This is a genomic window from Shinella fusca (assembly GCF_014203155.1).
In the GTDB taxonomy this organism is placed as follows: domain Bacteria; phylum Pseudomonadota; class Alphaproteobacteria; order Rhizobiales; family Rhizobiaceae; genus Shinella; species Shinella fusca.
The window spans coordinates 33,948-57,072 of record NZ_JACHIK010000010.1 but is presented as its reverse complement, the minus strand read 5'-3'; the positions used below and the strand labels follow the sequence as shown (position 1 = coordinate 57,072).

Sequence of the window (23,125 nt, the reverse complement as noted above, 5' to 3'; positions counted from 1 at the left end):
CGGCATGCGGCTCCGTCACTGGAGCGTGATGATGAGGTCGGCGACGCGCCCGCGGGCGGCGGCGGTCTTGGCCAGATCGATCGTCCAGGCCTTCAGGTCGGCGAGCTTGACGGAATCGGCGGCGTCGGCGATCGACTTGCGCACGGCATAGTCGCCGGGCACGTTGAAGGGCTCGAAGCCCGGCCCGCCCGTCGGGGAATCGTCGCCGAACATGAAGTCGATCAGGAGGCGCGCGGCGGCCGGATGCGGCGCCTTGTCGGCGATGGTCAGCACCGCCGGAAAGAGGATGCCATTGGCCGGCGCGACATCGTTGGCCACCTGCAGGGCCCAGCCCTCCTTCTCGTTGTCGCGGCGGTCCGAATAGGTGCCGAAGCCGACGGGCGGGTTCTTGGCGTCGACGTCGCCGATAGACTTGTTGAGCACGTCGCTGTTGGGAAGCAGGATCAGGTCGTTTTCGAACAGCGCCTTGATGAACTGGTCGCCCGCGCCCTCGAGACCGTCCTCGACGACGATGTCCTTGCCGTACAGCGCCTTGTAGGCGGCGGCCATCTCGTCGGAATGCAGCGATATCTCGGTCAGGAGGTCGAGCAGCTCGCCGCGCTGGCTCGGATCGACCATCAGCACCCGGCCCTGCCATTCCGGCTCGGTGAGCTGCCACAGGTTGGTGATGGGCGCGCCGTCCGGGAAGGCCTTCTCGTTGTACATCAGGACCTTGGTGGAAAGGCGCTGGGTGAGCAGCGGCGTCTTGTAGCGATCCTCCAGCTCACCGGCGATGCGCGGGGGAACATAGTTGACGACGCGGTTCTCCTTCACCAGCTTGGAGAAGACGACGGGCGTATCGGCAATATAGAGCACGTCGACGGCATGGACGCCGGCCTGCTGCTCGGCCTCCACGCGGGCGATCTGCTTGGTCGAGCTCATGTCGAGCCCGATGAGGTCGACGCCCGGATAGGCGCCCTCGAAGGCCTTCTCGATCTTGGCGATGCGGCTCGACAGGGAGAAGACCGTGACGCTGCCCTCCTTCTTGGCGATCGGCAGCAATTGCTCCGGCGTCAGGCCGTCGAGATCCTCGGCGAGAGCGCCGGCCGGCAGCGCCAGGCAGGCGGCAAGTACGGTCATGGACAGTCGTTTCAACATGGTTTCCTCCTCCACTTTCCCCAGTCAATCGAAGTCGTTGAACAGCTCCGACAGTTTCTCCAGTCTTCCGATGACCTCCCGCTCATGCCGCCCGGCGATCGTCAGCACGATGCCGTTGACGATGGCGAAGGGAATGGTCGGCGTCTGGAATTCGCTTCCCGAGCGCCCGCGCGGGGCGGCCAGCATGAGATCCGCCGCCGGCTCCATCAGCGGCCCGGCAAGATCCGAAATGAGGATGGTGCGCGCGCCCACGCGGGCGGCGTGGCGCATCAGCGGCCCGTAGCTCTGCGGCTGCTTGCGGAAGGCGAGCGCGATCACCAGATCGTTGCCGCCGATGCCGACCAGACGCTCGGCGATGTCGCGCCCCCGGCCGGTCAGTGCAACGGTGGACATGCCGAAGCGGTCGAGCCGGCGCTGCAGGAAGCCGGCTACGGACTGGGCATGGCCCTGGCCGAAGACGAAGACGCGGCACGCCTCGAAGATCAGGTCGGCGGCGCGGTCCACATCCGCCTGCGGCACGGACCGGGCAAGCGTTTCGAGCGCCGCGATCTCGGCAGCGATGAGGTCGGTGAGATAGTCGCCGTGCTCGACCTTTTCGACCGATCGGCGCATCCGGTTTGCCGCGTCCTGATCGAGCAGCACCTCGCGCTGGAGCTCGGCGCGCAGGTCTGGATACCCCTTGAAGCCGAGCTTCTGCGCCAGCCGCGTCGCCGTCGCCTCATGCACGCTGGCGCGCTGGGAAAGCTGCGGCCCGGACAGGAACGCGGCTTCCGCGCGGTTCTCCAGCATGGCTGCGATCAGCTTCTGATCGGCCTCGGTCAGCTTCCGGGACTTGGCCTTGATACGGTCGAGGATGGTCATGGCGCTCACAGGTTTCCTTGCAAGCGCGATTGTTCCCGCAGATTTCCTTGCAGTCAATACGAAACACGCAAGAAACCTTGCAAATATCTGCAAGGATTTTCGCTGCCTCATGCCTACCGATAGGCAGATTTATGCTGCGCTTCGCGCGATCGAATTGAAGGGGGCGCGGCGCGCCCCCTTCCCTGCCGTCCTACTTCTTGCCGCCCCAGCGCTCCGGGTAGCCCGGCAGCTCCTGGCAGCCGCAGAGGCTGTAGTGCAGCGGCGGCATGCGCGCGTCGACATAGTCGGCGAGCACGTCCTCGGTGATCGCGGGCTGCGGCAGGACCCATTCGGGGCCCGGCACCTGCTTGCCGTCCAGGACGTCGAGCGCGGCGATGACGGCCGTGCGCCACTGGTAGGTCGGGTAGGACGGGCCGATCGCCGTCAGCTTATCCGCCTGCCACTTGCGCAGGAAGTCCTGCTGGTCCTCGCCGCTGATGACGGGATAGGGCAGGCCTGCATCCTCGAAGGCTTCGAGCGCGGCCGTTGCGGTATCGCCGGCGTCCATCCAGACCGCGTCGATCTTCTCGCCGCGGTTGATGTAGTCCTCGACGACGGACTTGGTCTTCGCCCGGTCGCTGCCGGTGAATTCCGAGCCGATCACGTTGATGCCGGCCTCGTCGAAGATGGTCTTGGCGGCCGAATAGCGGGTCTCCAGCACGTCGACGCCCGGCATGATGCGCAGCGCCAGCACGTTGTCGCCCTTCTTCAGCTTGCTGGCGATGAACTCGCCCGAGGTGATGCCGAAGCCGTAGCCGCCGACCGGGTGGATATAGGTCACCGGGCAGGACGTGTTGACGCCGCGGTCGAAGACGATGACCGGAAGCTTGCCGCAGGCCGCCTCGACGGCCGGCGTCAGCGCCGCCGTCGTGTTCGGCGAGACGATCAGCGCGTCGCACTTGCCGCCGCTGACCAGCGCCTCGATGTCGGAGATCTGCTTGTCGTCCTTGCCCTCCGCATCGACGACGATCAGCTCCTTGAGGCGGTCCTTGTGCAGCTCGGCCTCGGCGTTGAGGTTGTTGAGGCCGACCACGCGCCAGGGGTTGAAGACGCCGGCGTTGGAGAAGCAGAGCGTTACCTGCCCGTCCTTCCTGTACTTGGCCGTATCGACCATGCCGTCGCCGAGATGCTGCGCCCAGGGCTGGCCTTCCGGCCCCTGCGGCGTCATCGAAAGCTGCTCGCGCTGCTTCTTGAACTCGGCCGGGTCGTTGAAGTCCTGCGCCAGCGCCTGACCGGCGAATGTCAGCGCCACCGTCGTCGCCAGAAGTGTCCTCAGTGTCATGTCTTCCTCCTCCAGAAAGCCGGCCGCGCCGGCGGTTGATGATGGTCGGTCAGGTCCGCCGCCGGGTGCGCCACAGGCTGGCGCCCACCGCGGCGATCAGGATCACGCCCTGGATGCTGTCGCGCAGCGCCTGCGGCAGGCCGATGAGATTGAGCAGGGTGAAGAGCGCGAAGAGGCTGAGCGCCCCGAACACCGCGCTCCAGATGGAGCCGCGCCCGCCCAGAAGCTGCGCGCCGCCGATGACGCAGGCGGCGATCGCCTGCAGCTCCAGCCCCTCGCCCGCATTGACGGAGACGCCGGAAAAGCCGCCGATCAGGATGCCGGCCGTCACCGCCGAGACAGCGGAGACCACGAAGGCGAGGATGCGCGTTGCCGCCACCGGCGTCCCGGCAAGCTCCGCCGCCCGCGGATTGTCGCCGACGGCGAGCGCCCGCTTGCCGTAGACCGTGCCGTTGAGCCCCCACCAGGCGAGCGCCACGAAGCCGGCAAGGACGACGGCCGCCAGCGGCAGCGTGCCGACGAGGGGAACGCCGCGCCAGACGAGCCGGCCGAGATTGCGGAAGTTGTCGGGCAGGTCACCGCGCGCCGCCCCGCCCGACCAGGCGAGCGCCAGCCCGTTGACGGAGAGCATCGCGCCGAGCGTCGCGATGATCGAGGGCACCTTGAGGAAGGCGACGACGAGGCCGTTCACAAGGCCGACCGCGATGCCCATGACGTAGAGCGTACCGATGACCGCCCAGGTCGTCTCCGGATCGCCGTTGATGAGGATCGAGGCGGCGAGCACCGCCAGCGTCGCGACCGCCCCCATGGAAAGATCGAAGCCGCCCGTCAGGATGACGTAGAGCTGCCCGCAGGCGAGGATGACGAGGGGCGCCGCCCGCCGCAGGAAGTTCATGAAGAGGCCCGGCTCGAGATAGTTCGGCTGGAGGAAGGCGATGGCCGCATAGAGCGCGAGGAAGATCACGAGGCCGGCATTGACGGCAAGGCGCGCCGGACGGCGAAGGGGAGACGAGGTCTGCGGGAGCGGGCTCATGCGACGTGCCCCTTCGTGCGGACGGCATGGATGGCGACGGCAGCGACCACGATGGCCCCGCGCAGCACCTGTTTCAGGAAGGCGTCGATGCCCAGCATGTTGAAGGCCGCGTCGAGGCTGGCGAAGAGCAGGACGCCCGCCAGCGTTCCCGCGACGCCGCCCTTGCCGCCGGCCAGGATCGTGCCGCCGATGACCGTGACGGCGATGGATTCGAGGTCGTAGATGCCGTCGCGGCCGATCCACGGCGTGCCCGATTGCAGCCGGGCGGCGAGGTAGAGCCCCGACGCGCCGGCGAACAGGCTGGCGACCACATGGGCCGAGAGCGTGACGCGCTCCGTGCGGATGCCGGCGAGCCGCGCCCCCTCCGGATTGCCGCCGACGGCGTAGACGCGCGCGCCGAACAGCGTGCGGTCGAGCACGAAGGCGGCCGCGAGCGACAGGACGGCGAGCAGCAGGATGGAATAGGGCACGCCGAGGACGCCGCCATAGGCAAGGACCTGGAATTCCCGCGCCACCGCGCCCTGCAGCGCGCCGAAGGAGGCGGCGAGCACGCCCTGGACGATGAGCCCCGTGCCGAGCGTCGCGATCAGCGGATTGATGCCGCCATAGGCGACGAGCACGCCGTTGACGAGGCCGACCGCAAGGCAGAGGCCGAGGCAGAGCAGGATGGCCGGCAGGATCATCGCCGGATCGCCCTGCATGACATGAGAGGCGAGGACGGCGACGGCGCTGATGAGCGCGGCGACCGAAAGATCGATCGAGCCGACGAGGATCACGAAGGTCTGGCCGAGCGCGACGAGCCCAAGGGCCACCATGCGCTGGAGAAGGCCGACAATGCCCTGCCCGCCGAGCTGCGCCACCTCGCCGGTGGCAAGCGCGACCGCGACGAAGAAGCCGATGGAAAGGCCTGCGAGCAGCACGGCGACGGGCAGGCCCCGGGCGGCCGGCTTGTTCTTTGCGATATCCGTCGTCATGCCCGCGCCTCCCGCTGCGGCGCATCCGCAAGGCCGAGGGCGAGATGCATGACCTCTTCCTCGCCGGCGCCCCGCGGCAACTGGCCGGAGATTCCGCCCTGGTGCATGACGAGGATGCGGTCGGCGACGCCGATCAGCTCCGGCATGTCGGAGGAGACGACGACGATGCCGCGGCCGGAATCGGCGAAGGCGCGCATCGTCCGGTAGATCGCCGCCTTGGCCGCGATGTCGATGCCGCGGGTCGGCTCGACGAAGACGAGGATGTCGGATGCCTGCGCCAGCCAGCGCACGATGATCGCCTTCTGCTGGTTGCCGCCGGAGAGCGTGCCGATCTCCTGGCCGAAATCCGCCGCGCGCACATCCATGTCGCGCAGCTTCCCGTCGATGGCGCGGGGCGCGAACGCGCCGCGCCCCGGCCGCGTGAAGAGGCCGGCCATCGAGCGCAGGGTCAGAAGCGCGTTGTCGCGCACCGACTGGCGTAGCGCGAGCCCTTCCCGCTTGCGGTCGCCCGGCAGGTAGCCGATGCCGGCGGCCGTCGCCTGGCGCGGCGTGCGCAGGGCGACCGGCCTGCCACGCAGCGCGACCGTGCCGCCGGAAAACGGCGCGTCGCCGACCAGCGCCTGCGCCAGTGCGCCCTTGCCGGAATCCTCGAGGCCCGCCACGCCGACGATCTCGCCGGCCCGCACGTCGAAGGCGATGTCGCGCAGGGCGGCATTGGCGCCGTCCTTCACGGCAAGCAGCACCGCGCCCGGCGGGGACGCCGGCGGCGGCGGGTAGAAATCCTCAAGGTCGCGGCCGACCATCGCCCGCACGATCTCGCCGATCGGGGCGGCCTCGCGCGGCCGCGTCCAGACCTTCCTTCCGTCCTTGAGGATGGTGATGCGGTCGGCGATGGCGGTGACCTCCGGCATGCGGTGCGAGATGTAGACGATCGAAACGCCCTCCCCGCGAAGGGTCCCGACCAGCTCCAGCAGCGCCCGGCTGTCGCGTTCGTCCAGCGCCGCCGTCGGCTCGTCCATGACGAGGATGCGCGCGTCGAGCAGCAGCGCCTTGGCGATCTCGACGAGCTGCTGCATGGCGATGGAAAGCGAGGAGACGGGCGCCTGCGGATCGATCTGCGCGCCGATGCGGCAAAGCAGCGCCGCGGCCGTCTCGCGCATCGCCGCCCGGTCGAGGATGCCGCGCCGGGCGATCTCGCGCCCCATGAAGATGTTCTCCGCCACGGTGCGGTGCGGCAGCAGGCTGAGTTCCTGGTGGATGATCGAGATGCCCGCCTCGGCGGCCTGCCGGGGATGGGTGAAATGCACGTTTGCGCCGGCGAGGCGGATCTCGCCGGCATCCGGCCGGTAGCTGCCGCCAAGGATCTTCATCAGCGTCGACTTGCCGGCGCCGTTCTCCCCGCAGATCGCGTGGACCTCGCCGGGCAGGCAGTCGAAATCGACGCCATCGAGCGCGCGCACGCCCGGAAAGGCCTTGCTGATGCCGGACATGCTGAGGGCGGGAGCGGCCGTCATGCCAGCCGCTCTCCCGCCGCCGCCCATTCGCGGCGGATGAAGGCGATGCTCTGGGAAAAGAGGCCGTCGAGATCGTCGAAGAGATCGCGCCACACGCGGGTCGCCCCGGCGAGCTCCGGCAGCGCCCGGCCGAAGGATTCGACCGTCAGCCAGCCGTCGTAGTTGCAGCGGCGCAGCGCGTCGAAATGCGCCGCGAAGGGCACATGGCCGGAGCCGGGAACGCCGCGGTCGTTTTCCGAGACATGGAAATGGTTGATCTCGCCGTGGTAGCGCTCGAAGGTTGCCGGCGGATCCTTCTCCTCGATATTGGCGTGGAACGTATCGAACATGTAGCCGTAGTTGGGATGGTTGACGGCGCGGTGGATGGCCGACGCCTCAGCGATGGTCGACATCATGTAGCATTCGAAACGGTTGACCGCTTCCGCCGAAATGCGCACGCCCGCCGGGGCCGCGTATTCCGCCATCGCCCGCATCGCCTCCACGCAGCGGCCCGTTTCCGCCGCCGTCGGCCCGAAGCCGGTGAAGACGCCGACGGGCGAATGAAGGGGCCCCGCGACGATCTCGCCGCTCATCGCCGCCGTGCAGTCGACGATCCAGCGATGATGGTCGCGCGCTTTCGCGCGCACCGCCGGATCGGGGCTGACGGGGTTCGCCTCGGGCGTCGCGACGGCCGCCGCGCCCGCCGTCAGGCCGATATCGGCAAGGAGCCGGCCGAGCGCCGCATAATGCTCCTGCCTGCCGGAGAAGACCGGAACCTCCACCGCGTCGTAGCCGAGCGCCTTCAGCCGCTCGAGCTGGCGCGCGTGCTGCATGCCGATATCCGCGCCGATGACGAGCAGGTTGAATGCGACTTTCACGGATGTCCTCCCCTTCGCCGCGCCGGCCTCTTCCACCGGCATCCGCGACACGAGCCACAATGGCAGGCTTGACTCGGCAATTCTTGCGGACGACAACAGTGGTAGATTTCTTAAGTCGTTTTGTGTTGGGAGGCGCGACGTGAACAGACATGCGGTGATTTCGCCGGCCGGTTGCCGGCCTTCCGTCTTCCGCCAGCCGGACTCCGTCATGTATGCCGACAACTGCAGGGAGCTGCAGGCCGCCGCCCGGCGCGGCGAGGTCGAGCTGCACGCCTGGACGCGCGGCAGCTACCCCGGCACCTCGCTCGGCGAGCGCCTGCCGGGCATCCGCACCGTCGGCTTCTGGGATGCGCGCCACGGCCAGTCCTGGGGGCTCGGCCGGCATTGCAACGAGGGTTTCAAGATCGCCTATCTCGCCCGCGGCAGCCTCGACCTCGTCGTGGACGAGCGGACCTATGCGCTCAAGCAGGGCCAGTTCATCGTCATCCGCCCCTGGCAGCTCCATGCCATCGGCAATCCGAATGTCGGGCCGAGCCGGCTCCTGTGGATCATCCTCGACGCGGGCCTGCGCCGGCCGAGCGAGACGCCCGACTGGCCGGACTGGCTCGTCTTCTCCAGGGACGAGGCGACGCGGCTCGGCGAGATCCTGACGCAGAACAACCAGCCCGTCTGGGACGGCGGCGCCGAGCTCTGCCGCGCCTTCGAGGCGATCCCCTCCATCCTGCTGGATCGCAGCCCGGAGGACGGCGAGACGCGCCTGAAGGTGGCGATCAACGCGATGATGCTGAGCCTGATCGACCGGATGAGCGAGCAGGTGCCGACCCTCGACCCCGACCTTTCGACGTCGCAGCACACCGTCGCCATCTTCCTGCGCCGCCTCGCGCTGGCGCTGGAGGAGGACTGGTCGCTGGAGGGCATGGCGGAGGAATGCGGCCTCTCGCGCACCCGCTTTGCCGACCATTGCAAGAAGCTCACCAACATGGCGCCGCGCCAGTACCTCCAGCACCTGCGCCTCGAGCAGGCCTCGCGCCTGCTGCAAGACCCGCGCAAGACCAGCGTAACGGAGATCGCACTGAGCTGCGGCTTCAATTCGAGCCAGTATTTCTCGAACGCCTTCAAGAGGAGATACGGCCACTCCCCGAGCAGCTACAGATAGTAGTTCATTTCTACGCCCTATCCTAGGCGCGCACCACGCCGAGGAGGCTGGCATGTCATCTTAACGAGGAAGGCGGATTATCGCGATAGCAGCTCCGATAACGGCGATTGCCACCGCCGCGCCGATCCATGCTCCATAGAGGCCCAAACCAAGGATGAAGCCCGCCAGAACCGGAGAGGTGATATCCGTCACGGCGACCAGTGCCTGCCCTGTTCCCATGACGACGCCTTGCCGCTCGGACGGAACATGGACTGACAGCGCTGCAAGATATGTGGGTTTTGCCAGAGCGTCGCCTGTGCTGATGCAGAGAACGGCAAAGGCGAGGACGGGGATCGTGCTCGCCAACCCCGCGCTGACGAAACCAGTGCAGATGAGGGCAAATATCAGCACGATCAACCGACGTTCCGGGAAGAACCGGCCGAGCCATCCGAGCAGGAAAAGCTGGACGAAAATGTTGATCACGCCGTCCGCCGCTATGATGTAGCTGAACTCGCGCGGCCCAAGCGCGTGGCCATTCCAGACGAACCTGTCAGCAAGAAAAATCGGGAGCTGCGAGGTATACATTCCATACGCGAAGAAGTGGCAGAGCATCACGATGATGAGCACACGGATCACCGGCAAGCTGGTTATTGCCCGCAATGAGATTTTCGCCTGATCGGCCTCGCCCTTGGCCTGTTCCGCCACCTTGCCGCCTTTCAGGCCGAAGGCCGTCACGACGACGCCGGAAGCCGACAGCGCCAGCGCCATGTAGATCGGCGCGGTCAAGGAGATTTCGGACAGAATGCTTGAAAGACCCGCACCGACGATCGCTCCGAGGCCAAGCCCGGCATTTACGACGCCAATCGCCTGGCGTCGGGTCGTCGGCGAGCTGTTGTCCGCCGCATAGGCGGCTGCGGCCGAGAAGTTGCCGGCCGTGAAACCGAACAGGAAACGTGCCAGCAGGACCGTGAAAATGCTTTGCGCAAGTGCGAGCAGCAGCAGGCTAACGATAGCTACGGCTTGGCTGGCCAGAAGAACCCGCTTGCGCCCGAAACGGTCGGAAAGCTGGCCGAGCAGAGGCGATGCGGCGGACTGGCTCAACGCTTCCGTAGCAAGGACCAGGCCGAAGACCAGCGGACTGGCCCCCATCTCCCGCAAATAGAATGGCAGGACGGGTAGAACCGCGCCGATACCGGCAGCATAGAGGCTGACGATAGCGAAGAGAGGCAGCATCAGCCACCAGTCGAGGTTCTCCCTCTCGCTGGCAACGCCCTCCGGTAAGGAGCGACCGGTCATTTCATGTCCTTCCGGCATTCATGGCAAACACGGTGCGGCAAGTGCTATCGTCCAGCGGCCATGCCCGGTCGAAATCAGCGAACGGCATCGGCTTGAAGGCGATCGCCAGATTGTTGGGGACGGCCGCACGCAGGACCTCGCCCGTGATTTCGATCAGGCGCGGGACGGGCACGCTGCCATGGCCGCTGCTCATCAATTCGATAGCCGAGGCGCGCAGGACGGAACCTGGCAGGGTAATATCCGATGCGGACACCGATCCGACCTGAACGAAACGCATGGGCACTGCGTCCCGGCCTGCCTTGGCGGCAGCGATCAGCAGGCGCCCGGCGCCAGGACCCCAAAGATAGTCGATCACGATATCGATACCTTGGGCCAATTCCTGCATGAAGCGATGTTCAAGCCACTCTGCATCCTCGCCGAGCTGGATCGTCGTATCGGCACCGAGGGATCTCGCTTCGCCAAGCGCCTTGGCGTTGCGGCCGGTGGCTATGATGCGGCCCGCACCAAGCAGCCTGGTTATCTGGACCGCAAGCCGTCCCGATGTGCCGGTGGCACCGTTGACCAGCACCGTCTCGCCCGGTTTCAGGCGGGGACGTTCGGTCAGCGCAATCCAGGAGGACATGCCGGGGTTGGCGATCGCCGCGATATCTACCCGGATCAGTCTCTCGCCTGCTGACGCCACGGGGGCGGCAAGTTCGCCCAGAGCGGGGGGCCGTCCGGTAGCAGAAACAATCGCGGCCTTCATTTCGGCTCCCCTTCGCCTTGCCCCACGCCCATGTCGCCGAGATAGCGCTCGAGCTTTGCGGTTCGTTCTGCGTCAAGGCTCAGGATCGCGCCGACATAACCGTCGGGCCGGATCAGCACGCACTCGCCGGATGCCAGATCATAGGCATCGCGGAGATGTCCCCAGGCGTCGACGATATCGCCTTGCGGGCCGATATGGTGGATATGCAGCCCCGGGCGGGACGCGACCGCCCCGAGCCCGGCGTCATGGACGAGCAGCGTCCAATGCTGCCCCCGGAACAGCTGGAAGAGCCGGGACGGCTGGCCCGCCGCACCCCGGATCGGGGCATCCGGCGCGCGGTCCCCGGCGCGCAAGCTTCCTGCGCGTTCGGACAATTGCAGGGAAAGCGGCGAACCCGGATAGCCGATATCGAGCTGGCGCACCTCGCGGCCGCGCCGCATCCCACCCTGCTTTTGCGCATCGAGCAGGCGGACCGAAAGCCCGAGCACCGATGCCGCGACCGGGCGCCGTTCCGCCTCGTAGGTGTCCAGCAGTTGAGCCTCCGCGCCCCGAAGCACGGCGGCCAGTTTCCAGCCCAGGTTATAGGCATCCTGCACGCTGGTGTTGAGGCCCTGGCCGCCCGTCGGCGGGTGTATGTGGGCGGCATCGCCGACGAGGAACACCCGGCCGACGCGGTAGCGATCGGCAAGCCGGGCGTTCATGGCGTAGGCCGAAGCCCAGGCGACCGAATGCACCTGGATATCATGGCGGCCTGTCCGCTCGCCGACCATCAGCCCAAGCCCCTCGGCCGAGAGATCGACCGCGCAGTCCGGCGGGACGGGGGCCTGGATCTGGAAGAGATCGGTTCCTGCGAGCGGGCAGATTGCGACCATCCGCTCCGTGTCGCCGTCGTTGAACTGGTGCCATGCATCGCGCTCCAGCCCGGACAGCTCGACATCCGCCACGATCGCATGCACGCCCAGCGTCTTGCCCGGGAACGCGACCCCGAGGGCATGTCGCACGAAGCTCCGTCCGCCGTCCGCGCCGACGAGATAGCGCGCATGGACGGTCTCTTCGCCATCCGGCCCGGCAAGGCGCGCCTCGACGCCGTTCCCGCCCTGTTCGAAGCCGACCAGCTCGCATCCGAACTCGACCTCATGGCCCAGCTCGGCCAATCGCTCCCGCATGATCCGCTCGGTGAGGAACTGCGGGATCATCAGTGCCAGATGATACGGCTCCGAAGGCGTCGGATCCTGGCGCTCGAGGTTGTCCTTCTCGGTCCAGCCGCCATCGTCACGATAGACACGCAATGGCGGATAGGTGCCGCCCGTGGCGGCGACCTTGTCGAGAATGCCAAGGTCCTCGAAAATCTCCTGGGTCCGCGGCTGAATGCCCTTGCCGCGCGAGCCGTGGAAGGGCTCCCCGCGCTTTTCGACCAGCCGGAAGGATATCCCGTGCCGCGCAAGCTCGATCGCCAGCGTCAGGCCAGCCGCTCCCGCGCCGCAGATGAGCACATCTGCCGCAAAATCGTTTGTCATGTCCGTCTCCATGTGTGTATTATGCACATAATAGGAGGGCGAGATGCCGTCAAGAAAAAATGTGAAAAATACACATATCGAGAGTCGCCTGCTTCGGCAGCTCCACGGCGCGCTGATGGACATCGTCAGCGTCATGAACCGGCCGCAGCGCGACGAGCAGATGGTGCGGGAGGCCGGGATCGCGCTGGATCGCGCCCTGTTTCCCCTGCTGGTCGGGATCGAGCGGGTCGGGCCGATCGGGATCGTGGAACTCGCCGACCGGGCCGGCCGCGACTACACCACCGTCAGCCGCCAGGTGGCGAAGCTGGAAAGCCTCGGCCTTGCCGAGCGCCGGCAGAGCGCCGCCGACCGCCGCGTCAACGAGGCTGTGATCACGCCGAAGGGCAAGGCGATGACTGACAGGATCGACGCGGCGCGCGAACGCTACGCCCGCGCTATCTTCGAGACATGGGACACCCACGACGTCGACGAACTCGTGCGGCTCATGCGCAAGTTCGCCGATGCTGTGAAGGAACAACCGGAGGCTCCATCCCGCGCCGGAGAGAACATATGATGCTCCACGCGTTCTATCGGGCCATTCGGCTTACAGATTCACTCGGATCTTTCCAGCGAAGCCTCGGTTGACGAGGCTTTCCGTCAACTCGGCTTGGATCGGCTCGATCCTTCCCGTCAACAATGGCGAGCTTGCGTTCGACACGTTCATGCAACTCGGCGCGGCGCCGCTGGAAAAATGGAAAAGCACCATTGGAAGCCATTTGACCGGTCCTTCCTGATGTCGCGCGCTGCAAAGCCCTCGCTCCAGGATGTCGGAAGGCATCGATTTTGCCTATGCCGCGGCAAAGGGTGGCATGCCGGCGCTTGTACAGGCGCCGGCTGTTCAGCCCGGCCCGAAAATCCGAGTCAACATCATGGTTTGATCGACGTCTCCGTCCTAGACGCCGAGATAGCGTTGCAGCAGTTCCGGCTGCTTCTTCAGTTCGCTTGCCGGCCCCTCATGGGCGATATGGCCGTTGTTGATGATGTAGACGCGATCGGCCAATGCGAGCGTCGCCGCGAGGTTCTGCTCGACCAGCACGATCGTCTGGCCAGCCCTGGCCAGGTCCTGGCAGGCGCGCATGAGGTCGCGGACGATCACCGGCGCCAGCCCTTCAAACGGCTCGTCGAGCAGGACGACCCTGGGGTCGCGAACGAGGGCGCGTGCGATTGCCAGCATCTGCTGCTCGCCGCCGGAAAGGTCGGTGCCGCGGCTGGTGCGGCGCTCCTTCAGGCGCGGAAACATCTCGTAGATGCGGTCGAGCGGCCACCTGTTCTCGGCGGTCAGGCCGGCGAGGATGATATTTTCCTCGACATTGAGGCTGCCGAAGATGCGCCGGTCCTCATGGACGAGCTGCATGCCCCGGCGCGCGACGGCATGGGCCTTCCGGCCCGCCAGTTCCTCGCCCTCGAGCCTGATGCTGCCGGTGCGCGGCCGCACCACGCCCATCAGGCTTTTCAGCGTGGTCGACTTGCCGGCGCCGTTGCGGCCGATGAGCGCGACGACCTCGTTCTTCTCGACACGCATGGAGACGTCAAACAGGATGTGACTGTCGCCGTAATAGCTGTTCAGCCCTTCGACTTCGAGCAGGCTCATGCCATCTCCTCGTCAACGCCGCCAAGATAGGCTTCCTGGACCTTGGGGTTGTTCTTGATTTCTTCAGGCGTGCCCTCGACAAGGACCCTGCCCTCCTGGAGCACCGTGACTTTGCCGACGAGTTCGAACAGCGCATCCATGTCGTGGTCGATGATGATCATGGTGCGGCCGATCGCAATCGACTTCAGCAGTGCAACGGTGGTCACGCGCTCCTGCGGGCTCATGCCGGCCAGAGGCTCGTCAAGCAGCAGCAGGCTGGGCGAGGTCGCCAGCGCCAACCCGATCTCCAGGCGCCGCTTCTCGCCATAGGCGAGTTCGGAAACGGGCGTATCGAGGCGGCGGGTCAGGTTGACCAGCGCGGCGGCGCCCTCGACCTGGTGATCGAGGCCCGGCACGCCCGACAGGCTCCTGTAAAGGTCGAGCTTGAACTTGCCGCGCAGCAGGCCGAGCGCCGCGATGGACAGGTTCTCGCGCACCGTCAGCCGCTCGAACAACTGGTTGATCTGATAGCTCTTGGTCAGGCCGAACTGGCACACGTCGGTCACGCTGAGGCCGGTGATGTCGCGACCTTCGAACACGATCTTGCCCGATGTCGGCGACACTTCGCAGGTGAGCATCTTGAAGAAGGTCGACTTGCCGGCGCCGTTCGGCCCGATGATGCCGCGCATCTCGCCATAGTCGACCGAGAAGTCGATGTCGCTGTTTGCAACGACGCCGCCATAGCTCTTGGTCAGGCCCGTTGCCTTCAGGATGGCGCCGACATTCTCGCTCGACGGCTTGCGGGCGAGCATTTCGGCGCTGCGGTTTGCAATCGCGGCCATGTTCTCGACTTCGGCGCCCGTCCCGGCGGTCGTTTCGTCGACCGGCTCGTGCTTGCGCTTTTCGCCGGCCGCGAGGTGATAGAGATCGACGAACGCGCCGACGAGGCCGCGGCGCAGGAAGCAGACCAGGAGCACGAAGACGATCCCGAGGACGAGCTTCCAGCTGGCGCCGAGGTTGAGCGTGGTCTGGAAGAAATCGCTCATGAAAAGCCATGCGCCTGCGCCGAGCAACGGGCCGAACAGCGTGCCGGCGCCGCCGATCGCCGTCTGCATGACGATCTCGCCCGACGTTGCGAACATGAACGCATCGGGCGGCATGAAGCCCTGGAACATGCCGAGCAGGCCGCCGGCAAAGCCCGTGTAGATGGCGGCGATGACAAAGACCGACAGCTTGTATCCGTGAATGTTGTGGCCGAGCGCCTCGGCCCTCAGCGGATTGTCGCGGATGGCGCGCAGCAGCAGGCCGAACGGCGAGCGCACGATGCGCAACGCAATTGCCAGTCCGACGAAATACCAGAAGGCAAAGAAGATATACATCGTCCAGTTCGAGTCGAACTCGATCGTCGTGAACCCGAGCGAAAGGTTCGGCGTGGGAACACCCGGCAGTCCGTTTTCGCCGCCGGTATATTCCGACAGCGGATTGAACTCGACGAAGAAGAAGACCTCGGCGATCGCCACGGTGATCATGGCGAAATAGATGCCGGTGCGCCTCAGCGCGATCAGGCCGACGAGATAGCCCACGACGCCGGCGGCGGCCGCGCCCAGGAACAGCGCCAGGATGGTGTTTTCCATCGGCGTCTCCGTCAGCATGTAGGCGGCGAACATGCCGCCGGTGCCGAAGAAGGCCGCCTGGCCGAAGGAGAGCAGCCCGGTATAGCCGAACAGCAGGTCGAAGCCGATGCCGAGCAATCCCCAGATGAGGATGCGGTTGATGGTGCTCGGCGTAAAGCCGAGATAGGGGAGCACGAACGGCGCCAGGCACAGGCCGATGACGACGAACAGTTCGATGAGGTAGGGGCGTTGTCTGATCATGGGGACCGCGTCTATTCGCGGCCCGCCGTGCCGAGCAGTCCGTGAGGACGAAGCACGAGCACCAGCGTCATCGCCACGAAAAGCATGACATAGGAATAGGCCGGGTTGAACATGGAGGTGATCGAGATGATCTCTCCTGCGATGAGGCCGCCAATGATGGCGCCGGGGAACGACCCGACGCCTCCTATCACGACGACCACGAAGGTCTGGACGAGGATCGCCTCCCCGACATCGGGCGCGATCGAAACCACCGGCGCATTGACGATGCCGGCAAAGCCGGCCGCCATCGCGCCGATGCCGAAGACGAGCATGAACACCTTGTAGACATCGATGCCCAGCGAATCGACCATGACCGAATCCTCGATGCCGGCGCGCACGATCATGCCGAGACGCGTCTTGTAGAGGACGAAGTAGAGGACGAGCAGCGCGATCGCGACGATGCCGAGCGCAGCGAGGCGATAGGTCGGATAGACCATGAAACCGAGATTGGTGATGCCCTGGAACATCGCCGGCGGCGGGGTCGTACGCGACAGGCTGCCGAAGAAGAAGCGGACCAGTTCGACGAAGACGATGCCGAGGCCGAAGGTGACGAGCAACTGGTCTTCAGGCGGCCGCGCATAGAAATGCCGGATGATCAACCGCTCGGTGACGACGCCGGCAAGCATGACGAACAGCGATCCGACGACCATCGCGGCTATGAAGGAATCGGTATAGGTGTAGGCCAGCCAGCCGGCATAGCCGCCGAGCATGAACATCGCGCCATGCGCGAGATTGAGCACGCCGAGCGTGCCGTAGATGATCGTCAGGCCCGATGCGATCAGCGCCAGCAGCGCGCCCAGCACAAGCCCGTTGAAGCATTGCGAGATAAAATTCGCCCAGTTGACCACGCCGCCCCACCTTTGTAATGGCCCGCCCGGACTTTTGCGGGGCTCGCCCCCGCGCCGCCGTCGGGCCGGATATAAACCGACCCCCCGCGGCTTTGGGCCGCGGGGAGACTGTCGCGCCTCAGGTATAGTCGCCCGGCTGGCAGCCGAAGGCGTCCGGCGCCTGGATGACCGTGTCGCCCGCGACCATTTCGAGCACTTCCCAGAAATCCTCGTCGTTCTTCATTTCGGACTGGGCCTTGCCCTTGACGATGACGACCGGGCGCACGCACTGATGGTCTTCGGGGCGATAATGGACATCGCCGAGCAGCGAGGGGATCGTCTCGCCCTTTTCGTACTGCTTGATGACATCCGGCGGATAGAAGCTGCCGGCTTCCGTCACCATGCGCGCCCAGTGGGCGAAGCTGACATAGCTGTTCTCCGCGCCCCATTCCGGCCGGTAGCCGTATTTCTGCTGGAACACCTCGACGAACTGCTTGGCCAGCGGGAACTTGTCCTCCAGCGTCCACCAGAAGTCGGTCGCCGCGAAGACGCCGGCGGTGATGTCCGGGCCGACTTCCTTGGCGAGGAACGGGATCTGGTAGGGAATGACCAGCGTCATCGTCGGCAGGATGCCGAACTGCTTGGCCTGCTGGGTCGACAACACGGCGTCGCGACCCCAGTTGACGTTGATCAGGAACTCGGCGCCCGAATTGGCGATGTTCGTCAGATACTGGCTGAAGTCCTGCGTGCCGAGCGGCGACACCTGATTGGTGACCATCTCCCAGCCGGCCTTCTGCGTCAGGTAGTCGTTGACGGACTTGGTGGTGGTGTGGCCGTAGGTGTAGTCGGGCGTCATGAACGCCGCCTTGCGCTTCTCCCCGAAATTCTTCACCAGCACCGGGCCGATCGCGTTGGCGGCCATCTCCCCGTAGAAGCCCTGGCGGAAGCCGTAGCGCACGCAGTCCTTGCCGGTGGTGTCGTTGGAACCGGAGATGCCGGCAAGGTAGAGAATCTTTTCGCGCTGGGCGAACTTGTTGAGCGCCACCGCGACGGCCGAGGAGGTCGACCCGGTCATCAGGACGATCTTGTTCTGGTTGATGAACGTCTGTTCGGCCTGCACCGCATTGTTGGGCTTGGCGGCGGAGTCGGCCGAAAGAAGCTGGACCTTCTTGCCCAAAAGGCCGTTGTCGATCTTCGGCGCGATCGCTTTCATGAGCTCGTGGTTGGTGTTGATGTGCTCGACGGCGAGCTCCCATCCCTTCAGCTCGTCGGCGCCCTGCACCGCATAGGTGCCGGTCAACGGAACGGCCGCGCCGACATAGATGCTGTCGCCTTCGGAGCCGGCCGGCCATGTGCCGATCGGCGGCTTGTCGTCGGCCCATGCAAGGATCGGCATTGACGGCAGCATTGCCGCACCCGCCGCGCCCGCGCCGGCAAGCAAGGCCTGGCGGCGCGTCCACGCGCTATTCAAAATTCGAGACATAGACTTCCTCCCGTTTCAGACACCGGCCCTCCCGGCCGCCCTGAGAACTCGATGGAGGAAAATTCCCTCGACAAATCCCGCAACAGGGCGTACGGCGTGCGCCGTCGACCCGGAATGAGCAGGATCAGCTCCTCCACTGAATCCAGGCTTCAATAAACGGCAGCAAACTGATCGAAACCTGACACAAAGCTGACGCGAAACTGAATTTTGTTAGTTTTTCGTGATTTGCCGTGTCGGCGGAACCGCCGCGTCAATCGCACCGATCAGCAAATCGAGGGACGGCGCGGCAGCCGCATATCCCGATTGCACGGACGAGCGCGCCGCATGCACGCCGTTCTCCAGCGCCAGCGCCGCCTCGCTGATCTCGGGATACCCGAACGTGCCGGCGGCGCCCACAAGCCTGTGCGCCAGGCTCTCGAGGTCCGCCAGCACATCGTCATCGGTCGGGTTATATTCGAGAAGGTCCGCGAAACGCGCGAGCGCAAGACGATCTTCGGCAAGACGCGCGGCAAACGCCCCGTCCGGGTCGAGACGTGCGAGATCCGCCGGGCCCGGCCGCTTCATCATTTGGTTGCAGCGGGTCGTTTCCACCAGCCGGTAGCCGATGCCGCGGCGGGTCTCGACCTTGGCCTCGGCGCCGACGGAGTGCAAAACCTGCCTCAGTTTGGAGATATGGGCCTCGATCGCATTGCCGGACACCTCGTCGCTGAACGAGTAGAGCGCCTCTTCGATCATCCGTTTCGGCGTCATGTGGTTCTTGCGCCGGGCCAGCAGCTCAAGCAGCTGGAATTGCTTGCGCGTCAGCGGCGCGCTGACGCCGCCGACGATCGCCTCGAGCGCATCGCGGTCGACGACGATGTTGGCCACGACCAGCCGATTGTCCTTCATCGACGACGGCCGGCGCAAGAGGGCGGCAATCCGGGCGCGAAGCTCGGGAACGGCGAACGGCTTCACCAGATAGTCGTCGGCGCCGTTGGCGAGCCCGCTGACCTTGTCCTCCACCTTGCCGCGCGCCGTCACCATCAAAATGGGGGCGGCAATCGAGCGTTTGCGCATTTCGCGGACAAGCTCGAGCCCGTCACGGTCGGGCAGGCCGATATCGACGACCATCAGGGAGTATTCCGTCTCACGCGCGGCAGCGAGCGCATCCTCGGCAAAACCCATGACGTCGACCGTGAAGCCAAGCGCGCGCAGCTCCCGCCCGACAAGCCCGGCGACGTCGCGATCATCTTCCACGACCAGAACGCGTGGCGACGCGGACGCCATTCCATCATCGAATGCAGCGTTTTTTCCCGGCTCCGCCGTGGAAGCGCGGTTCACCATCTCACTCGCCCGATTGTTTCACCCCCCGGTTGTCTTGGGATTTTGGAAGGCTTGTGAGGCAAAAGCAAGAGGTTTACATATTTCGCCAGGGACCAGGAGCGTTCGTCGAACCGACATCCGGCACGCGGCAACGATTTCCTGGCCGAGGAGGAGGCATGTCGGCTTCGGTCCTGATCGCCGATGACGATCCGAACATATCGCGCGCCCTGGGTTTCCTGATGCGCCAGGAAGGCTATGACGTGCGCATCGTCGCCGATGGCGAGCAGGCGCTGGCTGCCGTCAGCAGCGATCCGCCCGACGTCATCCTGCTCGACGTCATGATGCCCAAGGGCAACGGATATGACGTGTGCCGCGCGTTGCGTGCAAACGGATCGTACGGAAATATCCGCATCATCATGCTGACGGCCAAGGGTGGCGAGGCGGACCAGCGGGTCGGCATGGAACTGGGCGCGAACGCCTATATCACCAAGCCGTTTGCCATCATCGATGTGGTCTCGTGTGTGCAATCGGTGCTGTCCACCCGGATGCCCGAGTAGCGGCGGATGCAAGGATGCTGAGAAAAACGGCAAGACGGGATCGCGTACTGGCACTGTTCGGCGCCGGGGTGCTGCTGCTCAACCCGCCGATCGTCAATCTCTTCTCCGGATACGTCTTCGGCGTACCGGCACTCTATCTCTACTTCTTCGGCGTCTGGGCGCTGGTGATCGGCGCCATCGCCCTGATTTGCGAACGCGGCGCAGGCCAGGCGGCCGACGGCGGCAGGGACACGCCGCCGCAATGAGCCAGCCGGTCCTCGTCGCGATCGCCGTCGCCTATCTGCTGTTGCTGTTCGCGATTGCCTGGGCGGTGGAGCGCGGATCGGACCGGCTGTCGCGGCTCACCGGCTCCAGCGTCGTCTACACGCTGTCGCTCGCCGTCTATTGCAGCTCGTGGACGTTCAACGGCGGCGTTGGCAAAGCCTCGCAGACGGGCCTCGACTTCCTGCCGATCTATCTCGGGCCGACGCTGGTCTTCTGCCTGGGGCCGCTGGTGCTGCGCCGCATCCTGCGCATCAGCCGCGCCAACCGCATCACGTCGATCGCAGACCTCATCGGCGCGCGCTTCGGCAAACGCGCCAGCCTCGCCGCGCTGGTGACCACGATCGCGGTGATCGGCCTCGTTCCCTACATCGCGCTGCAGCTCAAATCGATTTCCAACGGGCTCGCGGCGCTGAGCAGCAGCGGCTCGGCAGCCGGCATAGACGGACCGGTGCTGGCGGACGGCGCCCTGTGGGCCGCCATCGTGCTGACCATCTTCGCAATGCTGTTCGGCAGCCGCAGCATCCGGCCGGGCGAACATCATCCCGGCATGGTCGTGGCGGTCGCGGTCGAATCGATCCTGAAGCTGATCATCCTGACGGTGATCGGGCTCTTCGTCGTCTATTGGCTGTTCGACGGATTCGGCGACCTGTTCGCACAGGCCTCGCAGGTGCCGGACATCGGCGCCGTTTTCGACGGGTCGTCGCAGCCCTACGGCTATAGCTGGATCAGCATGACGCTGCTCGCCGCACTCGCCATCTTCTGCCTTCCCCGGCAATTTCAGGTGATGGTGGTCGAAAACGTCGACGAACGCCATCTCAACCGGGCGCTCTGGCTGTTTCCGCTCTATCTGCTTGCGATCAACCTGTTCGTGCTGCCGATCGCCATCGCCGGACGGCTCATACTGTCGCCCGACACCGATCCGGACAGCCTCGTGCTGGCCCTGCCCTATCTGACCGGGCATCCGTGGCTTGCGCTGATCGCCTTTCTCGGCGGCCTGTCCGCCGCGGCGAGCATGGTGGTCGTCGAGGCCACCGCGCTGAGCCTGATGGTCTGCAACGATGTCGTGATGCCGGCGCTGCTGCGGGTCAGGCGGCTCGGCCTTGCCGAGAAATCCGATCTGACACGACTGCTTCTGTGGATCCGCCGCGCGGCCATGGCCGCGATCATGGCGCTCGGCTACCTCTACATGCGTCACGACAGCGCCCAGTTCGCGCTGGTGTCGATCGGGTTGATGTCGTTCGTTGCGGTCGCGCAGTTCGCGCCGGCCATCCTCGGCGGCATATATTGGCGCAACGCCACCTGGGCCGGCGCCTTTGCCGGCATTTCACTGGGGTTTGGCATCTGGTGCTACACATTGCTGCTGCCGTCCTTCGCGCGGTCCGGCGCGCTGGGCATGGAGTTCATCGCGCATGGCCCCGCCGGCATTGCGCTCCTGAAGCCCTATGAACTGTTCGGACTGCGAGGCCTCGATCCCGTCACCCATGCCACCTTCTGGTCGCTGTTCGCCAATATAGGCGCCTTCGTGGCCGTCTCGCTCGTCGGCAACCAGCGGCCGATGGAAAGGGCGCGCGCGACGATGTTCGTCGATGCCGTCGATTCCGGCGAGGTGGCGCAGATCATGCGCCGCACGGCGCTGGTTCCCGATCTGATGACCGTGACCGCACGGTTCGTCGGCCGCGAGAAGGCCGTCGAAGCCTATGCGAATTTCGCCCGCACCCGCGGCGTCGATCCGGACACGACGATGCGGGCCGACGCCGAGACGGTGCTGTTTTACGAACGGCTGCTGGCAGGCGTCATCGGCGCGGCGTCCGCGCGCGTCCTCGTAGGCGCCGTCGTCGAGGAAGAGCCGCTCGGCATGGACGAGGTCATGCGGATTCTCGACGAGACGTCCAAGGTGTTCGAGGCCAACCGGCAGCTCCAGGAAAAATCGTACGAGCTGGAGAACGCGACCGCCGAGTTGCGGGCTGCCAATGCGCGGCTGAAGGTGCTGGACCGCCTGAAGGACGACTTCGTCGTCACGGTGAACCACGAGCTGCGGACCCCGCTCGCCTCGATCCGCGCCTTCTCGGAAATCCTTCGCGACCACGCCGGCATCACCGATGGCGAGCGGCGGGAATTCCTGCAGATCGTCGTCAACGAATCGGAACGGCTGACGCGCCTTATCAATCAACTGCTCGATCTGTCGAAGATCGAGGCCAATGGATCGATGCCCGTCGCCAACAGCAAGGTCGATCTGGCCGAGGTCGCCCGCGAATCGGTCGCCGCCGTGCGGCAGGTCTTTGCCGAGAACCGGGTCGGCCTGTCGCTCGACATCGCGGTGGAACCGGCTCACGTCCTCGGCGATCACGACCGGCTCGTGCAGGTGACCATCAACCTGCTGGGCAATGCGGTAAAGTTCTCCCCGCCGGAAACAGGCAAGGCTCACCTTTCGCTCCGCCGTGAGAGGGAGTTCTTCGAGATCGCGGTGTCCGACAATGGCAAGGGCATTCGGGCCGAAGACCGGGAAGTCGTGTTCGAGCGCTTCCGGCAACTCGGGGACACGATGACCGACAAGCCGCACGGCGCCGGGCTCGGACTCGCCATCTCGCAACGCATCGTCGCCCAGCACGGCGGCGACATATGGGTGGAGGGCGCCGAGAACAAAGGCGCGATCTTCAAGATCAGGCTGAAGGCAATGCCTTCGAAGACCTCCGGTGCAAAACGAGCCCGATAAGACTGATCTCTCAAGGTCGTGGCTGTCCGATCCCAGGCTTTGATGATGCGGTCCTTTCGCAGCGATG

At 65.7% G+C, this 23,125-nt stretch carries 21 protein-coding genes; 6 read left to right on the top strand and 15 right to left on the bottom strand.

Translation table 11 applies throughout. The features are described 5' to 3' along the window. Positions 1–15: 15 nt before the first annotated feature. The 7 genes from HNQ66_RS15065 to HNQ66_RS15035 form a co-directional block, all read right to left on the bottom strand. Positions 16–1,134 carry an ABC transporter substrate-binding protein gene (locus HNQ66_RS15065; RefSeq protein WP_246434326.1) on the bottom strand — a complete coding sequence of 373 codons (1,119 nt, stop codon included), beginning with the start codon at positions 1,132–1,134 and terminating at the stop codon, positions 16–18. Positions 1,135–1,161: 27 nt separating this feature from the next. Further along, positions 1,162–1,998 carry a MurR/RpiR family transcriptional regulator gene (locus tag HNQ66_RS15060; RefSeq protein WP_184144985.1) on the bottom strand — a complete coding sequence of 279 codons (837 nt, stop codon included), beginning with the start codon at positions 1,996–1,998 and terminating at the stop codon, positions 1,162–1,164. 190 nt (positions 1,999–2,188) lie between these two features. Continuing rightward, entirely contained in the window at positions 2,189–3,319 is a 1,131-nt protein-coding gene (locus HNQ66_RS15055) for a substrate-binding domain-containing protein (protein WP_184144984.1), read from the bottom strand. A 49-nt stretch (positions 3,320–3,368) separates the two neighbouring features. Continuing rightward, positions 3,369–4,352 (bottom strand): ABC transporter permease, encoded by a 984-nt coding sequence (locus HNQ66_RS15050; protein WP_184144983.1) that lies wholly within the window; start codon positions 4,350–4,352, stop codon positions 3,369–3,371. Then, positions 4,349–5,326: an ABC transporter permease gene (locus HNQ66_RS15045; RefSeq protein WP_184144982.1), complete on the bottom strand. Its 978-nt coding sequence runs from the start codon at positions 5,324–5,326 to the stop codon at positions 4,349–4,351. Before HNQ66_RS15045 ends, HNQ66_RS15050 begins: the two co-directional genes overlap by 4 nt. Beyond that, positions 5,323–6,840, bottom strand: a complete 1,518-nt coding sequence (locus HNQ66_RS15040) for a sugar ABC transporter ATP-binding protein (protein WP_184144981.1) — start codon at positions 6,838–6,840, stop codon at positions 5,323–5,325. The genes HNQ66_RS15045 and HNQ66_RS15040 overlap by 4 nt, the downstream gene beginning before the upstream one ends. Then, positions 6,837–7,697, bottom strand: coding sequence for a TIM barrel protein (locus tag HNQ66_RS15035; RefSeq protein ID WP_184144980.1), 861 nt, complete (start codon positions 7,695–7,697; stop codon positions 6,837–6,839). The genes HNQ66_RS15040 and HNQ66_RS15035 overlap by 4 nt, the downstream gene beginning before the upstream one ends. A gap of 139 nt (positions 7,698–7,836) precedes the next feature. Here HNQ66_RS15035 and HNQ66_RS15030 point away from each other — a divergent pair, with 139 nt between their 5' ends. After that, a complete protein-coding gene (locus tag HNQ66_RS15030; protein ID WP_184144979.1) occupies positions 7,837–8,853 on the top strand; it encodes a helix-turn-helix domain-containing protein in 1,017 nt (338 codons plus the stop codon). Between the two features lie 60 nt (positions 8,854–8,913). Here the strand turns inward: HNQ66_RS15030 and HNQ66_RS15025 are convergent, their stop codons facing one another. From HNQ66_RS15025 to HNQ66_RS15015, 3 genes are read right to left on the bottom strand one after another with little or no spacing between them, the layout of a single operon-like run. Next, entirely contained in the window at positions 8,914–10,128 is a 1,215-nt protein-coding gene (locus HNQ66_RS15025; protein ID WP_184144978.1) for an MFS transporter, read from the bottom strand. A 1-nt stretch (position 10,129) separates the two neighbouring features. Then, positions 10,130–10,873 (bottom strand): zinc-binding dehydrogenase, encoded by a 744-nt coding sequence (locus HNQ66_RS15020; RefSeq protein ID WP_184144977.1) that lies wholly within the window; start codon positions 10,871–10,873, stop codon positions 10,130–10,132. Continuing rightward, complete coding sequence (locus tag HNQ66_RS15015) at positions 10,870–12,390, bottom strand: FAD-dependent oxidoreductase (RefSeq protein ID WP_184144976.1); 1,521 nt, start codon at positions 12,388–12,390, stop codon at positions 10,870–10,872. Before HNQ66_RS15015 ends, HNQ66_RS15020 begins: the two co-directional genes overlap by 4 nt. Before the next feature lie 43 nt (positions 12,391–12,433). On the opposite strand from HNQ66_RS15015, the gene HNQ66_RS15010 reads away from it, so the two are divergent. Together HNQ66_RS15010 and HNQ66_RS15005 are read left to right on the top strand one after the other, a co-directional pair. Then, on the top strand, positions 12,434–12,943 hold the full coding sequence (locus tag HNQ66_RS15010) for a MarR family winged helix-turn-helix transcriptional regulator (protein WP_184144975.1): 510 nt from the start codon (positions 12,434–12,436) through the stop codon (positions 12,941–12,943). 67 nt (positions 12,944–13,010) lie between these two features. After that, positions 13,011–13,163, top strand: a complete 153-nt coding sequence (locus HNQ66_RS15005; RefSeq protein WP_184144974.1) for a hypothetical protein — start codon at positions 13,011–13,013, stop codon at positions 13,161–13,163. Between the two features lie 158 nt (positions 13,164–13,321). Here HNQ66_RS15005 and HNQ66_RS15000 read toward each other — a convergent pair whose 3' ends face one another. From HNQ66_RS15000 to HNQ66_RS14980, 5 genes are all read right to left on the bottom strand, one after another. After that, positions 13,322–14,020, bottom strand: a complete 699-nt coding sequence (locus tag HNQ66_RS15000) for an ABC transporter ATP-binding protein (protein ID WP_184144973.1) — start codon at positions 14,018–14,020, stop codon at positions 13,322–13,324. Beyond that, the gene (locus HNQ66_RS14995; RefSeq protein ID WP_184144972.1) at positions 14,017–15,873 is read right to left on the bottom strand and encodes a branched-chain amino acid ABC transporter ATP-binding protein/permease; all 1,857 of its coding nucleotides are present in this window, start codon (positions 15,871–15,873) and stop codon (positions 14,017–14,019) included. The genes HNQ66_RS15000 and HNQ66_RS14995 overlap by 4 nt, the downstream gene beginning before the upstream one ends. An 11-nt stretch (positions 15,874–15,884) precedes the next feature. Then, positions 15,885–16,760, bottom strand: coding sequence for an ABC transporter permease subunit (locus tag HNQ66_RS14990; protein WP_184144971.1), 876 nt, complete (start codon positions 16,758–16,760; stop codon positions 15,885–15,887). Between the two features lie 118 nt (positions 16,761–16,878). After that, the gene (locus tag HNQ66_RS14985) at positions 16,879–18,222 is read right to left on the bottom strand and encodes a substrate-binding protein (RefSeq protein WP_184144970.1); all 1,344 of its coding nucleotides are present in this window, start codon (positions 18,220–18,222) and stop codon (positions 16,879–16,881) included. 210 nt (positions 18,223–18,432) lie between these two features. Further along, complete coding sequence (locus HNQ66_RS14980; protein WP_184144969.1) at positions 18,433–19,545, bottom strand: response regulator; 1,113 nt, start codon at positions 19,543–19,545, stop codon at positions 18,433–18,435. A 155-nt stretch (positions 19,546–19,700) separates the two neighbouring features. On the opposite strand from HNQ66_RS14980, the gene HNQ66_RS14975 reads away from it, so the two are divergent. The 3 genes from HNQ66_RS14975 to HNQ66_RS14965 are packed head-to-tail and all read left to right on the top strand — an operon-like array spanning position 19,701 to position 23,058. Then, complete coding sequence (locus tag HNQ66_RS14975; protein WP_184144968.1) at positions 19,701–20,081, top strand: response regulator transcription factor; 381 nt, start codon at positions 19,701–19,703, stop codon at positions 20,079–20,081. 14 nt (positions 20,082–20,095) lie between these two features. Beyond that, positions 20,096–20,326, top strand: a complete 231-nt coding sequence (locus HNQ66_RS14970) for a hypothetical protein (protein WP_184144967.1) — start codon at positions 20,096–20,098, stop codon at positions 20,324–20,326. Beyond that, the gene (locus HNQ66_RS14965) at positions 20,323–23,058 is read left to right on the top strand and encodes an ATP-binding protein (RefSeq protein ID WP_184144966.1); all 2,736 of its coding nucleotides are present in this window, start codon (positions 20,323–20,325) and stop codon (positions 23,056–23,058) included. The genes HNQ66_RS14970 and HNQ66_RS14965 overlap by 4 nt, the downstream gene beginning before the upstream one ends. Positions 23,059–23,125: the final 67 nt, after the last annotated feature.

Bases quoted from the DNA above. Each gene is read 5' to 3' on its own strand.
- HNQ66_RS15025 (WP_184144978.1), bottom strand. From the start codon at position 10,128: ATGACCGGTCGCTCCTTACCGGAGGGCGTTGCCAGCGAGAGGGAGAAC.
- HNQ66_RS14975 (WP_184144968.1), top strand. From the start codon at position 19,701: ATGTCGGCTTCGGTCCTGATCGCCGATGACGATCCGAACATATCGCGC.
- HNQ66_RS14970 (WP_184144967.1), top strand. From the start codon at position 20,096: ATGCTGAGAAAAACGGCAAGACGGGATCGCGTACTGGCACTGTTCGGC.
- HNQ66_RS14985 (WP_184144970.1), bottom strand. From the start codon at position 18,222: ATGTCTCGAATTTTGAATAGCGCGTGGACGCGCCGCCAGGCCTTGCTT.
- HNQ66_RS15020 (WP_184144977.1), bottom strand. From the start codon at position 10,873: ATGAAGGCCGCGATTGTTTCTGCTACCGGACGGCCCCCCGCTCTGGGC.
- HNQ66_RS15055 (WP_184144984.1), bottom strand. From the start codon at position 3,319: ATGACACTGAGGACACTTCTGGCGACGACGGTGGCGCTGACATTCGCC.
- HNQ66_RS15060 (WP_184144985.1), bottom strand. From the start codon at position 1,998: ATGACCATCCTCGACCGTATCAAGGCCAAGTCCCGGAAGCTGACCGAG.
- HNQ66_RS15010 (WP_184144975.1), top strand. From the start codon at position 12,434: ATGCCGTCAAGAAAAAATGTGAAAAATACACATATCGAGAGTCGCCTG.
- HNQ66_RS14965 (WP_184144966.1), top strand. From the start codon at position 20,323: ATGAGCCAGCCGGTCCTCGTCGCGATCGCCGTCGCCTATCTGCTGTTG.
- HNQ66_RS14995 (WP_184144972.1), bottom strand. From the start codon at position 15,873: ATGATCAGACAACGCCCCTACCTCATCGAACTGTTCGTCGTCATCGGC.
- HNQ66_RS15015 (WP_184144976.1), bottom strand. From the start codon at position 12,390: ATGACAAACGATTTTGCGGCAGATGTGCTCATCTGCGGCGCGGGAGCG.
- HNQ66_RS15040 (WP_184144981.1), bottom strand. From the start codon at position 6,840: ATGACGGCCGCTCCCGCCCTCAGCATGTCCGGCATCAGCAAGGCCTTT.
- HNQ66_RS15045 (WP_184144982.1), bottom strand. From the start codon at position 5,326: ATGACGACGGATATCGCAAAGAACAAGCCGGCCGCCCGGGGCCTGCCC.
- HNQ66_RS15000 (WP_184144973.1), bottom strand. From the start codon at position 14,020: ATGAGCCTGCTCGAAGTCGAAGGGCTGAACAGCTATTACGGCGACAGT.
- HNQ66_RS15050 (WP_184144983.1), bottom strand. From the start codon at position 4,352: ATGAGCCCGCTCCCGCAGACCTCGTCTCCCCTTCGCCGTCCGGCGCGC.
- HNQ66_RS14980 (WP_184144969.1), bottom strand. From the start codon at position 19,545: ATGGTGAACCGCGCTTCCACGGCGGAGCCGGGAAAAAACGCTGCATTC.